This window comes from Halomonas alkalisoli (assembly GCF_021412585.1).
GTDB lineage: Bacteria > Pseudomonadota > Gammaproteobacteria > Pseudomonadales > Halomonadaceae > Halomonas > Halomonas alkalisoli.
Genome location: NZ_JAKCMI010000029.1, coordinates 1 through 13,373, shown reverse-complemented (window position 1 = coordinate 13,373; position 13,373 = coordinate 1). Strand labels below are relative to the sequence as shown.

The following is a 13,373-nucleotide window of genomic DNA, read 5'->3' as shown; positions in this document are numbered from 1 at the left end:
CCAACCGAGGACAATGACATGCTGGTAATACCCGCCATCGATCTCAAGGACGGCAAGTGCGTGCGGCTGAAGCAGGGCCGCATGGACGAAGCCACCACCTACGGCGACGACCCGGTGGCCATGGCCGCGCGCTGGGTCGAGGCCGGTGCGCGCCGGCTGCATCTGGTCGACCTCAACGGTGCCTTCGAAGGCAAGCCCGTCAACGGCGAGGCAGTGACGGCCATTGCGCGGCGCTGGCCGGAACTGCCGATCCAGATCGGCGGTGGCATCCGCTCCGCCGATACCATCGAGCACTACCTCTCCGCCGGGGTCTCCTACGTGATCATCGGCACCAAGGCAGTCAAGGAGCCCGCCTTTGTCGGCGAGATGTGCCGCGCCTTCCCGGGTCATGTCATCGTCGGCCTCGATGCCCGTGACGGCTACGTCGCCACCGACGGCTGGGCCGAGGTCTCCAGCGTCAAGGCCACCGACCTGGCCAAGCGCTTCGCCGACGACGGGGTCTCCAGCATCGTCTACACCGACATCGCCCGCGACGGCATGATGAATGGCGTCAATGTCGAGGCCACCGCCCAGCTTGCCCGGGAGGGGGGCCTTCCGGTAATCGCTTCCGGCGGCGTCACGAACCTCGACGATCTGCGCGCACTGGTAGCGGCCGGCGAACCGGGCATACTGGGCGCCATCACCGGTCGCGCCATCTACGAAGGCTCGCTGGACGTCGCCACGGGCCAGCGGCTATGCGATGAACTGACTGCAGGGCTCGACCGAGCCGGGAGCTGAACAGATGGGTCTTTCCAAGCGTATCATCCCCTGTCTCGACGTCGATGCCGGCCGCGTGGTCAAGGGAGTGAACTTCATCGGTATCCGCGATGCCGGCGACCCGGTGGAGATCGCCCAGCGCTATAACCTCCAGGGCGCCGACGAGATCACCTTTCTCGATATCACGGCGAGCCACGAGGACCGCGACACCACCGTCGAAATGGTCGAACGCATCGCCGGCGAGGTGTTCATCCCGCTGACCGTGGGCGGCGGCATCCGCACATGCGACGACATTCGCACCATGCTCAATGCCGGCGCCGACAAGGTGTCGATCAACACGGCTGCGGTGAACAACCCGGAATTCGTGCGCGAGGCCGCCGACCGCTTCGGCAGCCAGTGTATCGTGGTGGCCATCGATGCCAAGCGGGTCTCCGGTGAAGGCGAGCCGCCACGCTGGGAAATATTCACCCACGGTGGCCGCCGCCCGACCGGGCTCGACGCCGTGGAATGGGCGAAGAAGATGGTGGCGTACGGTGCCGGCGAGCTGCTACTGACCAGCATGGATCGCGACGGTACCAAGATCGGCTTCGACCTGGGCGTGACCCGGGCCATCTCTGACGCGGTGACCGTGCCGGTGATCGCCTCGGGCGGCGTCGGCACGCTGGACCACCTGGTGGATGGCGTGCTGGAGGGTGGCGCCGATGCGGTACTGGCGGCCAGTATCTTCCACTTTGGCGAATACACCATTCCCGAGGCCAAGCGCTACATGGCCGAACGCGGAATCGAAATGCGTCTCTAGGAGAGTAATAGTGACATCGTTAGGGATGACAACGACCCGGCTGGCCACTCTGTGTCTGGCGCTGGTTCTCCTGCTGCCCTCGAAGGCGGTGATGGCCGAACCGCAGCCGACCTGGCCTCCGCAGTTGGAGGTCAGCCATGTGCTGCTGCAGACCAGCCTCTATACCCGCCATTTCAGCCCGCAGCCCGACCACAACAATCACCAGGAGCTGATCAGCCTCGAACTGCACAATCCGCAGCGCTGGCTGGTCGGCGGCGCCCGCTTCCTCAGTTCCTTCGACCAGGAAGCCGTTTACCTCTATGCCGGACGTGAATTTCCCTTCTGGAAGCCGACCGAGAACATCACCGTAAGGGCCAAGCTGAGCGCTGGACTGCTGCATGGCTACCGGGGCGAATATCAGGACAACATTCCCTTCAACCGTTACGGCACCGCACCGGCCGCCTTGCCCAGCCTGGGCCTGCAGTGGGGGCGCTTCGAGACCGACCTGATCGTCTTCGGCACCGCCGGTGCCATGATCCTCGGCGGCATCCGCTTCTAGCGAAGGTCGGCTGATCCTAGCCTGCTTCGAGCCCCAGATTGCTCACACCTTCGTTGCGACCCAGCCGGCGCAACGCCTTGAGCGCATCGCGATCCAGTTGGCCTTCAGCAGCTTCAAGCACTGCATCCTGGAAGTCGTTTTCGTCCGCCATCAGCGGGTGCTCCCGAATGCGGACCGCCAGGCGCTGGGCGTCCTCCTCCCCTTCGGTCAGTTCGATGAAGGCGCGCACACCGCCCTTGGAGACACGGCTGACCTCCAGCACTGCATCGGGGGCCTCGCCGCGCAGGGTATCCAGCAACGCCGACAGCGCCACTACCGCCTCCACCGCCCGGCGAACGCCGAAGCTATCGTCTGTCGCCGTCGGCTCCAGTTCGGCCAGCTTCTCGGCCTGGCGATCGAAATCGATGCGCGCTTCCTTGACCGCCAGCTGTTCCCATACCAGGTCGAGAATCGCCTTCAGGCCGGCAGGGTTGCCTTCACCGGTCGTCTGGGCATAGAGCGCATAGTTGGGTAGCAGCCGCTCGCACAGCGCCGCCATGAAGGCTTGCTGCTGACGCAGCGAAAGGGCCTGAAGGCGCTGATGAAAGCCACCGGTTGGCTGACTCATGGATTCTCTCCGGAAAATGAGGGTCTGAGAGTGAGCGTAAGGAGCGACAGGGGGATCATGGCCACAGGACCTCGCTGGCAACCCGCCCACCGCCATCGAACAGCACGCCTTCGGAGACCAGCCGTGCGCGCTGTTCGACGGCGCCAGGGTGGTCCGCCAGACGACGCGACGCCGTGATCACGCGAAACCAGGGCAAGTCGTGTCCTTCCGGAAGATCCCGCAGCGCCCTGGCCACCAGCCGTGGCGTCCCACCGTCGGTCATCGCCGCGATGCGGCCATAGGTGGTAACACGGCCTGCCGGTATCTCGGCGATGATCGTCAGTATCTGTTCTCGCAGCGCCGGCTTCATGTACTCTTGCGCCCCCTGTCATGTTTCGCATTCCATCGATGGCGAGGTTCCCATGCATCTACACCTGCTTCAACACAGCCCGCACCACGGCCCCGCCCGCATCGCCGACTGGCTGGACAGCATGGGGCACAGCCATACGGTGTTTCATCTGTACGCCGGCGAGGCGCCCCCCGACCTGGCCGACTGCGATGCCCTGATCGCGCTCGATGGCGCCATGAACATCGATGACATCGCGGCCCATCCCTGGCTCAAGCGCGAGCGCAAACTCATTGCCCGGGCACTGGATGGCAACAAGCCACTGCTGGGCATCGGCATGGGAGCCAGGCTGATCGCCGCGGAGCTGGGAGCCACGGTGGGCCGTGGCACCTTTGCCGAAGTTGGCTGGCACGAGGTGACCCTGGCCCCCGAGAGCCCCTTCGACCTGCCGGAACAGTTCACGGCTTTCATGTGGCATGGCGATGTCTTCGCCCTGCCCGACGACGCCCTGCCACTGGGCGGCAGCCCGGTCAGCCCCGTCCAGGGCTTCGCCTGGGATGCGGGTAGAGCCCTCGGCCTGCTCTGCCATATCGAGGTGACTCGCGCCGGCGTGACCGAGCTGCTGGACCGCGAGGAGCGGCCGAAAGGCAGCGACGCGAGCCCTCACGTGCAGGCTCGCGAGGCGATCCTGGCCGATACGGCCCGTTTCGACCGGCTGGCGCCACTGCTCGATCGCCTGCTCAGTCAATGGTTGCGGAGCACACCTGCCTGAGCGGGAATCAGGCTGGCTGAAGCCGCCCCGAGTCGTGGTGCGGCGCTTCGGCCGACCAGGAGCGCGCAGCCGCCAGGCAGCTATCCCAGTCGCCCACGTGCAGGAAACGCTGGGGATCGCGCCGCTCGAGCTGATAGCGATACATGGGATCGTAATATTCCGTCAGCAGCGGTGCCAGCCACGCCTCGTGGGCCTGGGTGTTGCCGCGCTCATGCTCGCGAAAGGCCAGGGCCTGGAGCCTGGCGATACGTGCCAGGCGAGCACTGCCAAGCCGTTTCCTCAGCCGCGACAAGGCGGTGGCGAGCTGCTTGCGCATCAGCGTCCAGCCCAGCCATTCACCGCACTGGTGGCGGTAGATAGCCCAGAGGTCATCGATGTAGTCCTTCTGGATCTGGCCGATACGCCAGTCCAGCGGCATCTCCACGCGGATACGCGGCGCCTGTTCCATGGCTCGCCAGAAGGCAAGCGGCACGCTGGCCGCGCCGATCTGGCGTGACTCGTCCTCCACCACCAGCGGGCCGTCAAGCGAGAGCAGGCGCAGCCCCATGGCGTGTTCGAAATCGATCTGAGAGGGTGCCGGCAGCGGGTGGCGGCCAAAGGCGGAGCCCTTGTGTCGGGCGCAGCCCTCCAGGTCCAGGCCGTTGGGCAGCCGCTGGATCAGCGCCGTCTTGGCACAGCCGGTGAGCCCACCGACCACCAGCAACGGTTGCTCGGCGGCGGCGTCGATGCGTGCACACAGCCCCTGCCGCATGGCCTTCCAGCCACCGCGGATACGGGGCCGCTCGAACCCCACGTCGGCCAGCCACTGCTGGGCGATCTGCGAACGCAGCCCACCGCGAAAACAGTAGACAATGGCCTCGGGCTGCGCTTGCAGCAGGGAGCGCCAGGCCGTCACCCGGGCCGCCTTGATTCCGCCGCTGACCAGCCGCTGGCCGAGCTCGATGGCCGCCTGCTGGCCGCGCTCCTTGTATTCGATGCCGACCAGGCGGCGCTCCTCGTCATCCATCAACGGCAGGTTGACCGCACCGGGCAGGCCGCCCTGGGCGAACTCGACCGGCGCGCGCACGTCGATCAGCACGCGTCCCTCGCGCAGCAGGCTGAGATCGGGTTCAACCAGCGGCAGGCTCATCCGCGCACCTCTATCAGCGCCGTCCCTCCGGCCGGGATGATCTCGCCAAACGGCACCAGCTCGATGCCATGGGCACGGCCGATACGCTCCACATCATCCTCCCAGGATGGATGGACCGAGATCAGCAGGCCACCGGAGGTCTGGGGATCGCAGAGCCACTGCCAGTGAGGCTCGTCCATCTCCTTGAGGGCGGCCCCCAGGGCCTCGCGGTTACGCTGGGTACCACCCGGCACGGCGCCACGGCGGCGATAGGCCTCGGCCTCGGCCAGTCGTGGCAGGCGCCGGAAGTCGATACGAGCCGCCACACCGCTGGCGATGCACACTTCGGAAAGGTGACCGGCCAGGCCGAAGCCGGTCACGTCGGTCATGGCGTGCACGCCCTTCACCTTGGCGAGGTCGATGCCGATCTGGTTGGCTTTCAGCATGGTCTCCCGGGCCAGCGTCTGGTGCCCGGACTCCAGCAGTCCCTGCTTCTCCGCCGTGGTCAGAAAACCCACCCCCAGCGGCTTGGTCAGGAACAGCAGATCGCCGACCTGCGCGCCCTTGTTGAGCTTCAGGTGTTCGAGGTCCACCAGCCCATTGACCGCCAGGCCAAAGATCGGCTCGGGGGCATCGATGGAGTGGCCACCAGCCAGGGCAAGGCCGAGCTCGCGGCACACCGACTGGGCACCGGCCACCACGTCGCCGGCGATCTCCGGCCCCAGCTTGTCCAGCGGCCAGCCGAGAATCCCCAGGGCCAGCACCGGCGTGCCGCCCATGGCATAGACATCGCTGATGGCATTGGTGGCGGCGATACGCCCGAAGTCGAAGGGGTCGTCGACGATGGGCATGAAGAAGTCGGTGGTGGCAATCATGCCGCGGCCATCACCCAGGTCGTAGACGGCAGCATCCTCACGCCCCTGATTACCGACGAGCAGGCCCTTGTGGCCGGCACCCGGGCCAGCCTTGGCCAGGATGCTGTCGAGTACGTCAGGGGCGATCTTGCAGCCGCATCCCGCGCCATGGCTGTACTGGGTCAGGCGGATTGCACTCATCTCGTTCTCCTTGGCAGGTCATGACACCATTCTATATCAGTGAGGCCCCGTTGCCTCACAGCGCCTCCAGGGCATCGGTCAGCTTGTCCACGGCAACCACCTCCATGCCTGCCGGGGCTCGCTTCGGTGCGTTGCCACTGGGCACGATGGCCCGGGTAAAGCCATGCTTGGCCGCCTCGACGATGCGCTCCTGCCCGCTGGGCACCGGGCGTATCTCGCCGGATAGCCCGACCTCCCCGAATACCACCAGCTCACGCGGCAATGGTCGATTCTGCAGACTGGAGACCACCGCCAGCAGCACCGCCAGATCCGCACTGGTCTCCAGCACCTTGACCCCGCCCACCACGTTGAGGAAGACGTCCTGGTCGCCGGTGAACAGGCCGCCATGGCGATGCAGCACCGCCAGCAGCATGGCCAGCCGGTTCTGGTCGAGGCCCACGGCAACCCGGCGCGGATTGCCCAGGGCCGTCTCGTCGAGCAGCGCCTGTACCTCCACCAGCAGTGGCCGAGTCCCCTCCCACACCACCATGACCAGGCTGCCCGAGGCCAGCGCCTCGCTGCGGGAAAGAAAGATCGCACTGGGGTTCTTCACTTCCTTGAGCCCGTGCTCGAGCATGGCGAACACGCCGAGCTCGTTGACCGCCCCGAAGCGATTCTTCTGTCCACGCAGGGTGCGGAAACGCGAGTCGGCACCGCCCTCGAGCAGCAGCGAGGCATCGATCATGTGCTCCAGCACCTTGGGGCCCGCCAGCGATCCATCCTTGGTGACGTGGCCCACCAGCAGCAGCACGGTATTGCTCCGCTTGGCGAAGCGAGTCAGGGCGGCGGCCGACTCTCGCACCTGCGCCACCCCACCCGGGGCCGAGGCGATATCCTCCAGGTGCATGGTCTGGATCGAATCGATGACCAGTATCTCCGGGCGCTCGCGCTCGGCTACGGCAAGCACCGTTTCGACGCTGGTCTCTGCCAGCATCTTGAGACCACGGGTGGGCAGCTGCAGCCGGTGGGCCCGCATCGCCACCTGGGAGAGCGACTCCTCGCCGGTGACATAGAGCACCTGTCGGGACTGAGCCAGCTTGCAGGCGGTCTGCAGCAGCAGGGTCGACTTGCCGGCGCCCGGATGCCCACCCAGCAGCACCGCCGAGCCGGGTACCAGACCGCCACCCAGCACGCGGTCGAACTCCTCGAAGGTGGAGGAGAGCCTCGGCACCTCGGAAAGGTCGACATTGCCCAGATCCACCACTTCCCGAGAAAGGTTGCCCGCATAGCCGCTGCGGCCAGAGGCACCCGGCGTGGCCGCGCCGGGGCGGGCTGCCGACAGCCTCACCTCACTCAGCGTATTCCACTCCTGGCAGCTCGAGCACTGGCCCTGCCACTTGCTGTATTCCGCACCGCACTCGGTGCAAACAAAGGCGCTTTTCGCTTTGGCCATGCCGGCCCCTCTTGCAGATGACGGCACCATTCTAACAGGCACCTGCGGGGCTGCACCCAGACGCACGAAGGCGGCCACAAGGCCGCCTTCGGTTCAATCGAGCCAGCAGTGATTACAGGCGCTGCAACTGCAGGGCCTCGTTGTTCTGGAACCGGCGCCGCTGGGGGTCGATCAGCTCCAGCGTTCTCTCATCGATACGCAGGAAGTAGTAGATCTGCCCTTCGCCATCGGGTGTCAGCTCGTAGACCGTGGCATCGGGGTCGACTGCGGTACCGCTGAGCACCTCCCAGTTGCCGGCATAGTTCTCGTCCGGCGGATCCTGCGGGTGTTCACGGTAGCTGGCACTCAGCGTAAAGGTACGCGCCTCCAGGGAGTCCTGCTCATCTCCCATGAGTCGCACATCCAGATCGATCCCGGCGCAGTTGCGGCAGGGCAGTGTGCCTTGGTAGGCCACTTCGGCGTCATCCATCGCCGGGTCGGCACGATCATCCATCGGGCCGGCTGCACAACCGGCCAGGAAGGCCAGCATGGCCGAGCCAGCCAGCAGGGTCCTGATTTGCATTTTCTTACTCCTAACCTATGGGCTTGACGCCGTGAACTACGGCAGCCTGTCTCACAGCATAAACCCTCTCAGCTTCAGCAGACAGCCTCCGACTCGTAGGGTTCCCCGGGGATGCCTTCAACTGGCGCCAGGATAGACATGCATGAACACCAGAGCCAGGACGATGGGCATCACCACCAGGCTCCCCAGGTTACCGATCAACACCAGCGAAGCCACCTTGTGGGGCTCCTGCTTGTACTGCTCGGCCACCAGATAGTTGAGCACAGCCGGTGGCAAGGCAGCAAATACCCAGAGCGACGCCGCCTGCAGCCCGGTCAGCTCCAGCCACAGAATCATGGGCACAGCCAGGATCAGCCCCGAGAGCGGGCAGAGCAAGGCGCCGAGCAGCCCGGTCTTCCAGTCGCCGAAGTCGATATCCAGCATGCGCACCCCCAGCGCGAACAGCATCAGGGGGATACAGACGCCTCCCAGCATATGCAGTGCCTCGAGCAGCCATCCCGGCAATGGCACCCCACCCAGATTGAACCCCAGGCCGGCGATGCTTGCCAGCACGATGGGCATACGCAGCAGTCGCCACAACGGCGTACGCGGGCTGAGAATATAGAGCCCCACGGAAAAATGCAGCAGCATCTCGACAATGAACAGCACAACCGCCGCCGGCAGGGCCGCCTCACCGAAAGCCAGCACCAGCAGCGGAATTCCCATGTTTCCCGAATTGTTGAACATCATCGGCGGCAGGAAGGTCTTCGGCTCCAGCTTGAGCAGCTTGGCCACCGGCCACAGCACCAGGCCGGAGCCCAACACCACCACCGCTGCCGCCAGTGCCAGCCCGGCATACTCCGCCAGCGGTGCCTGCCGGTCCGCCAGGACGGCGAACACCAGCATCGGCACGAAGATTTCCATATTCAGGGTATTGAGGCTGCGGATATCAGGGGTGCGAAAACGCCCGTAGAGGGTGCCACAGCCTGCGATCAGAAATACCGGTAGCAGCGTGGCGATTATCTGTGCGGTCATCAAAGGGTTCCGGGTATTCGGTTTCGCTGAAGTGCGCCTAGGCTAGCACGTCGACGGCTTGCGCGGTCACGCCGCTCGGGTCAACATGGGCTAAAGTTTCACGTCATCGAGCCAAGCGAGAAAGCATGAGCCAGTTATGGAGCCCCACCGTGCGCGAGCTGACCCCCTATGTACCGGGAGAGCAGCCACGGGAACGCCTTATCAAGCTGAATACCAACGAGAACCCCTATCCGCCGGCTCCCGGTGTCGAGGCGGTGCTGCGTGAATTCCCCGCCGACCACCTGCGCCTCTACCCAGACCCGGAGTCTCGGGCGCTGCGCCAGGCCCTGGCCCGCGAATACGGTGTCGAGACCGAGCAGGTCTTCGTTGGCAACGGGTCGGATGAAGTACTGGCGCTGGCTTTCCAGGCCTTCTTCTGTCAGGGCCGGCCGCTCGAGATGCCGGCCATCACCTACAGTTTCTATCCGGTCTATTGTCGGCTGTATGGCATCGAGCGACGCACTCGCCCGCTCGATGAACAGTGGCGCGTCGACCTCGACGCTTTCTCCGCGGATAGTGCCGGCGTCATCTTCGCCAACCCCAACGCGCCTACCGCCCATGGCCACTCCCGTGATGCCATTTCAGCGCTGCTGGAACGGATCACCGAACGCGTCGTGCTGGTCGATGAAGCCTATGTCGACTTCGGCGGCGAAAGCGTCGTTCCCCTGGTGGCGAGTCATCCCAACCTGCTGGTGACCGGTACCTTCTCCAAGTCGCGAAGCCTGGCCGGGCTTCGCCTTGGCTATGCTATCGGCTCACGTGAACTGATCGAAGGCCTCGAGCGGGTCAAGGACTCCTTCAACTCCTATCCCATCGACAGCCTGGCCAGTGCCATCGGTATCGCCGCGCTCGAGGACCGCGAGTACTTCGATGCCTGCCGAGGTAAGGTCATCACGACCCGTGAGCGCACCGTCAAACGGCTGAAGGAGCTGGGCTTCGAGACATTGCCTTCCCAGGCCAATTTCCTGCTGGTGGAGCATCCCGACTTCGATGCCGCCCAGCTCTTCGTCGGGCTGCGGGAGCGAGGCATCCTGGTGCGCCATTTCAATACCGAGGAACTACGCAATTTCCTGCGTATTTCCATCGGCACCGACGACGAGATGGACTCCCTGGTCGAGGTGCTGGAGACACTCTGCGGCTGAGGCGATAAAGGTCGCTGGCGTTACCCGCTGGCGGCCCTACCTGGAGAGTCAGCGCCAACGCTCTACAATGCGTTGATATTCGCCGTTCTCCTGAATGGCTTGAAGCCCCGCCTCGAAATCCCGTAGCAGTCGCTCGGTGTCGGGGTTGTCCTGCAGGCCAACCACATACTCTTTGCTGGAGCCAAACCCAGGCAACTTGTCGAAGCTCCCCTGCAACCCCATCTCCTTGAGCACATAGTCCCAGTTCGTTTCGTAGCCGGCAAAGCCGTCCAGTCGCCCCCGTTGCAGCATGCGAAAGCCCTGCTCGATACTGTTGAGGGGGTACTTCGATATCCCTTCCTGCTCGCTCCATTCATCGCCGAAGTTGTAGCCCCGAACCATACCGATGGTCTTTCCCTCCAGCGAAGCCAGGCCCTGCCACTCGATATCCGTATCCTGATTTACGTAGACCAGGAAGGCGGCATCGTTGACCGGTGACTCCGAATAGGAAAAATAGGCCAGCCTCTCGGTGTTCATGCCAGTCGGGTAGAGCAGCTCGACGTTACCTTCCTTGACGCTGGCCATCGCTCGCGCCCAGTGTGTGATGGCCAGCTCGATGGTGTAGCCCTGGGCATGAAAGCTTTCCCGCACGATGTCCCAGCTGTAGCCCTGGAACCTGCCAGCATCGCTACCGGGAGGCACCACCACTTCCAGAATCGGTGGGGCCCGGCCGTCTTCGTAGAAGCCAAAGGGGGGGTAGTCGTAGAGGGTGGCGATCCGCACCCTTTTCTCTTCTGCCGCGTGGGAGCTTGCCCCTGCCACCAGGCAAAGAGTCGCCAAAAGGACCCCTCGTAGCCGTTTCATAGCAACCCTCCCGTATGCACGCTCCTGCCTGCAGCATAACCGCAAGCAGGCAGTCGCATCAAAAAGTAACGCAAGGTTTCGATAATTTACAATTTCCGAGGTGGCATGAAAAACCCCGAGCTCTTTCGAACTCGGGGTTTTCTCGGAATAAATGCCTGACGATTACCCGGGCGGCGCTCCGCTACTCTACTCGTCTCATCCTGAGACTCGCCCTTCGGGCCCGCTAAAGCGGTTCCCGTTTGTTCCCGACAAACGGGTCGCATGGGGGTGAGACCGCCCGGCCTTTCGCGGCACCGCCGCGAGGGCGGTCGAACGCCCCGAGCCGGCGAGGGGCCGGCCCGCGAAGCGGCCCCACGATATAAAGAGCGGGGTCGACCCATGCCCATGAAAAAACCCCGAGCTCTTTCGAACTCGGGGTTTTCTCGGAATAAATGCCTGACGATGACCTACTCTCGCATGGGGAGACCCCACACTACCATCGGCGCTGAGCGGTTTCACTGCTGAGTTCGGCATGGGATCAGGTGGTTCCCGAACGCTATGGTCGTCAGGCAAAACTGGTTGGAATCATGCTGGCGTGATCGTCTCGGCCACGGTGCTCACCGGGCCTTGCGTATCCGTCAATTGCGCGCGTAATGCGCAGACCCCTTGGGGTTATATGGTCAAGCCTCACGGGCAATTAGTACCGGTTAGCTCAACGCCTTGCAGCGCTTCCACACCCGGCCTATCAACCAGCTGGTCTCGCTGGGCCCTTCAGGAGGCTCAAGGCCTCAGGGATGTCTCATCTTGAAGGGGGCTTCCCGCTTAGATGCTTTCAGCGGTTATCCTGTCCGCACATAGCTACCCGGCAATGCCACTGGCGTGACAACCGGAACACCAGAGGTGCGTCCACTCCGGTCCTCTCGTACTAGGAGCAGCTCTTCTCAAACATCCAACGCCCACGGCAGATAGGGACCGAACTGTCTCACGACGTTCTAAACCCAGCTCGCGTACCACTTTAAATGGCGAACAGCCATACCCTTGGGACCGACTTCAGCCCCAGGATGTGATGAGCCGACATCGAGGTGCCAAACACCGCCGTCGATGTGAACTCTTGGGCGGTATCAGCCTGTTATCCCCGGAGTACCTTTTATCCGTTGAGCGATGGCCCTTCCATACAGAACCACCGGATCACTAGAACCTACTTTCGTACCTGCTCGACGTGTCTGTCTCGCAGTCAAGCACCCTTATGCTCTTGCACTCACTGCACGATTTCCGACCGTGCTGAGGGTACCTTCGTGCTCCTCCGTTACTCTTTAGGAGGAGACCGCCCCAGTCAAACTACCCACCACACACTGTCCTCGATCCGGATAACGGACCTGAGTTAGAACGCCAATGATGCCAGGCTGGTATTTCAAGGTTGGCTCCACCTGAACTGGCGTCCAGGGTTCAAAGCCTCCCAGCTATCCTACACAGGCAACATCAGCGTCCAGTGTGAAGCTATAGTAAAGGTTCACGGGGTCTTTCCGTCTAGCCGCGGGTACACAGCATCTTCACTGCGATTTCAATTTCACTGAGTCTCGGGTGGAGACAGCGTGGCCATCATTACGCCATTCGTGCAGGTCGGAACTTACCCGACAAGGAATTTCGCTACCTTAGGACCGTTATAGTTACGGCCGCCGTTTACCGGGGCTTCGATCAGGAGCTTCGCCCGAGGGCTAACACCATCAATTAACCTTCCGGCACCGGGCAGGCGTCACACCCTATACGTCCGCTTACGCGTTTGCAGAGTGCTGTGTTTTTAATAAACAGTTGCAGCCACCTGGTATCTTCGACCGGTTCGAGCTCCAGCAGCAAGTGCCTTCACCCTACGCCGGCGTGCCTTCTCCCGAAGTTACGGCACCATTTTGCCTAGTTCCTTCACCCGAGTTCTCTCAAGCGCCTTGGTATTCTCTACCTGACCACCTGTGTCGGTTTGGGGTACGGTCCCACATGATCTGAAGCTTAGAGGCTTTTCCTGGAAGCGTGGCATCGATGACTTCCTGACCGTAGTCAGTTCGTCTCGTCTCTCGGCCTTAGGAGTCCGGATTTGCCTGAACCCCCAGCCTACTGACTTTCACCAGGACTACCAACGCCTGGCTCACCTAGCCTTCTTCGTCCCCCCATCGCAACCATGTGAGGTACGGGAATATTGACCCGTTTCCCATCGACTACGCCTTTCGGCCTCGCCTTAGGGGCCGACTCACTCTGCTCCGATTAGCGTCGAACAGAAACCCTTGGTCTTCCGGCGGGGGAGTTTTTCACTCCCCTTGTCGTTACTCATGTCAGCATTCGCACTCGTGATACCTCCAGCAGACTTCTCAATCCACCTTCATCGGCTTACACGACGCTCCTCTACCGCTTGC

At 63.4% G+C, this 13,373-nt stretch carries 13 protein-coding genes and 2 rRNA genes; 5 read left to right on the top strand and 10 right to left on the bottom strand.

Annotated elements, in window-relative coordinates; translation table 11 throughout:
* Positions 1–18: 18 nt before the first annotated feature.
* From hisA to LY622_RS13615, 3 genes are read left to right on the top strand one after another with little or no spacing between them, the layout of a single operon-like run.
* A complete protein-coding gene (hisA, locus tag LY622_RS13625; RefSeq protein ID WP_234291391.1) occupies positions 19–777 on the top strand; it encodes a 1-(5-phosphoribosyl)-5-[(5-phosphoribosylamino)methylideneamino]imidazole-4-carboxamide isomerase in 759 nt (252 codons plus the stop codon).
* A 4-nt stretch (positions 778–781) separates the two neighbouring features.
* Positions 782–1,555, top strand: coding sequence for an imidazole glycerol phosphate synthase subunit HisF (gene hisF / locus LY622_RS13620; protein ID WP_234291390.1), 774 nt, complete (start codon positions 782–784; stop codon positions 1,553–1,555).
* 10 nt (positions 1,556–1,565) lie between these two features.
* Positions 1,566–2,093: a hypothetical protein gene (locus LY622_RS13615; RefSeq protein ID WP_439649592.1), complete on the top strand. Its 528-nt coding sequence runs from the start codon at positions 1,566–1,568 to the stop codon at positions 2,091–2,093.
* A gap of 16 nt (positions 2,094–2,109) precedes the next feature.
* Here LY622_RS13615 and LY622_RS13610 read toward each other — a convergent pair whose 3' ends face one another.
* Positions 2,110–2,700, bottom strand: a complete 591-nt coding sequence (locus LY622_RS13610; RefSeq protein WP_234291389.1) for a YjaG family protein — start codon at positions 2,698–2,700, stop codon at positions 2,110–2,112.
* 55 nt (positions 2,701–2,755) lie between these two features.
* Positions 2,756–3,049, bottom strand: a complete 294-nt coding sequence (locus LY622_RS13605) for an MGMT family protein (RefSeq protein WP_234280999.1) — start codon at positions 3,047–3,049, stop codon at positions 2,756–2,758.
* Positions 3,050–3,101: 52 nt separating this feature from the next.
* Here LY622_RS13605 and LY622_RS13600 point away from each other — a divergent pair, with 52 nt between their 5' ends.
* Positions 3,102–3,797, top strand: coding sequence for a type 1 glutamine amidotransferase (locus tag LY622_RS13600; protein WP_234291388.1), 696 nt, complete (start codon positions 3,102–3,104; stop codon positions 3,795–3,797).
* Positions 3,798–3,804: 7 nt separating this feature from the next.
* On the opposite strand, the gene mnmH is transcribed toward LY622_RS13600, so the two are convergent.
* From mnmH to LY622_RS13575, 5 genes are all read right to left on the bottom strand, one after another.
* Positions 3,805–4,926, bottom strand: a complete 1,122-nt coding sequence (gene mnmH, locus LY622_RS13595) for a tRNA 2-selenouridine(34) synthase MnmH (RefSeq protein ID WP_234291387.1) — start codon at positions 4,924–4,926, stop codon at positions 3,805–3,807.
* Positions 4,923–5,960, bottom strand: a complete 1,038-nt coding sequence (gene selD / locus LY622_RS13590) for a selenide, water dikinase SelD (RefSeq protein ID WP_234291386.1) — start codon at positions 5,958–5,960, stop codon at positions 4,923–4,925. The genes mnmH and selD overlap by 4 nt, the downstream gene beginning before the upstream one ends.
* Before the next feature lie 55 nt (positions 5,961–6,015).
* Positions 6,016–7,392, bottom strand: coding sequence for a DNA repair protein RadA (radA, locus tag LY622_RS13585; RefSeq protein ID WP_234291385.1), 1,377 nt, complete (start codon positions 7,390–7,392; stop codon positions 6,016–6,018).
* A gap of 112 nt (positions 7,393–7,504) precedes the next feature.
* Positions 7,505–7,954 (bottom strand): copper resistance protein NlpE N-terminal domain-containing protein, encoded by a 450-nt coding sequence (locus tag LY622_RS13580; protein ID WP_234291384.1) that lies wholly within the window; start codon positions 7,952–7,954, stop codon positions 7,505–7,507.
* A 117-nt stretch (positions 7,955–8,071) separates the two neighbouring features.
* On the bottom strand, positions 8,072–8,968 hold the full coding sequence (locus LY622_RS13575; protein ID WP_066444732.1) for an AEC family transporter: 897 nt from the start codon (positions 8,966–8,968) through the stop codon (positions 8,072–8,074).
* 125 nt (positions 8,969–9,093) lie between these two features.
* Here LY622_RS13575 and hisC point away from each other — a divergent pair, with 125 nt between their 5' ends.
* The gene (gene hisC, locus LY622_RS13570; protein WP_234291383.1) at positions 9,094–10,149 is read left to right on the top strand and encodes a histidinol-phosphate transaminase; all 1,056 of its coding nucleotides are present in this window, start codon (positions 9,094–9,096) and stop codon (positions 10,147–10,149) included.
* Between the two features lie 48 nt (positions 10,150–10,197).
* Here the strand turns inward: hisC and LY622_RS13565 are convergent, their stop codons facing one another.
* The 3 genes from LY622_RS13565 to LY622_RS13555 form a co-directional block, all read right to left on the bottom strand.
* Entirely contained in the window at positions 10,198–10,992 is a 795-nt protein-coding gene (locus tag LY622_RS13565) for a substrate-binding periplasmic protein (RefSeq protein WP_234291382.1), read from the bottom strand.
* Positions 10,993–11,425: 433 nt separating this feature from the next.
* A 5S ribosomal RNA gene (gene rrf, locus LY622_RS13560) occupies positions 11,426–11,541 on the bottom strand.
* 106 nt (positions 11,542–11,647) lie between these two features.
* Positions 11,648–13,373, bottom strand: a 23S ribosomal RNA gene (locus LY622_RS13555); the annotation flags it as partial.